Genomic DNA, 1,463 nt, shown 5'->3' with positions numbered 1-1,463 from the left:
GGCGAAGCTGCGAGGGAGCGAGCGATGCGGCCGAAGGAACGGCGCGAAAGCGGACAGACCGACCTGTTGCGATCCCGGCTCGACCAGATCCTCAACATGGATCATGCGCTGGTGAAACTGGCCCGGTCGATCGACTGGCGTTTCCTCGAGCAACGGCTTGGCGCGGTCTATGACGACGATCCCGGCCGGCCGCCGCTGCCGACCCGGTTGATGGCGGGCCTGGCCATCCTGAAGTCGATGCACAACCTGTCCGATGAAGTGTTGTGCGAGCGCTGGCTGGAGAACCCCTATTACCAGCTGTTCTGCGGCGAAGAGTTCTTCCAGCACCGTCTGCCCTTCGACCGCAGCTCGCTGACACGCTGGCGTCTGCGCATGGGCGAGGAACGGCTGACGGCGCTGCTCCAGGAGAGCCTGGCGGCGGCGACGCGGCTGGGGGCGGCCAAACCGGCCGACTTCCGTGCGGTGATCGTCGACACCACCGTGCAGGAGAAGGCGATCACCTTCCCGACCGACGCCAAGCTGATGCATCGGGCCCGCGAGCGGCTGGTGACGCTGGCCAAAAAACACGGCATCGGCCTGCGCCAGTCCTATGCGCGGGTCGGCAAGTTCGCGCTGATCAAGCATCAGCGTTATGCCCACGCCAAGCAGTTCAAGCGCGCCAACCGGGCGCTCAAGCGGCTGCGCACCATGCTCGGCGCGGTGATCCGCGACATTACCCGCAAGCTCGCCGGGCAGCCCGAACTGACCCAGGTCTTCGCCCTGCCGCTGTCGCTTGCCCGGCGCGTCAGGGACCAGCGGCAGCGCGAGCGGGGCCGCAAGGTCTATTCCTTGCACGCTCCCGAGGTGGAATGCATCGGCAAGGGCAAGGCCCACAAGCCCTATGAGTTCGGCGTCAAGGTCTCGGTCGCCACCACGCTGCAGCGCAGCCGCGGCGGCCAGTTCGTCGCCCATGTCAAGGCGCTGCCCGGAAATCCCTATGACGGCCACACGCTGGCCACCGTCATTCCCGCCATCGAAACCGCGATCGGCGCCAGCCTCGGTAAGATCGTCGCCGATGCCGGCTATCGCGGCCACAACGCGCCGAAAGACAAGATGTTCAAGGTCCATGTCGCCGGCTACAGGCGCGGCCTCACCAAGGCCATCAAGCGGGCACTGCGACGCCGGGCCGCCGTCGAACCGGTCATCGGCCATCTCAAGCAGGACCACCGCATGGGCCGCAACTTCCTGGCCTTCACCGAAGGCGACGCCAACAACGCCATGCTCGCCGCCGTCGGTTACAACTTCGGCCTCTTGCTCAACTGGCTGAGGCTTTTGTTTGCCTTCTTCCTGGTCACTGCTTGCAACCGCTCCGGCGTCACCGGTCCAGCCACGATCAGCTGACCCTCCGCAGCTCAACTGGAATAGCCTCTGAAACGGGGCCCGCCTTCAACGCCGGTGCCGAAATGGCTTTCTTCACGGGCGAC

At 65.9% G+C, this 1,463-nt stretch carries 1 pseudogene; it reads left to right on the top strand.

Going from position 1 to position 1,463, the window contains the following annotated elements:
- Positions 1-24 precede the first annotated feature (24 nt).
- A pseudogene (locus tag EH240_RS36940) lies at positions 25-1,411 on the top strand (IS5 family transposase).
- Positions 1,412-1,463: the final 52 nt, after the last annotated feature.

Origin of the sequence: Mesorhizobium tamadayense (assembly GCF_003863365.1) — a bacterium.
Classification (GTDB): domain Bacteria; phylum Pseudomonadota; class Alphaproteobacteria; order Rhizobiales; family Rhizobiaceae; genus Mesorhizobium; species Mesorhizobium tamadayense.
This window is presented reverse-complemented; position numbering and strand designations above follow the sequence as displayed.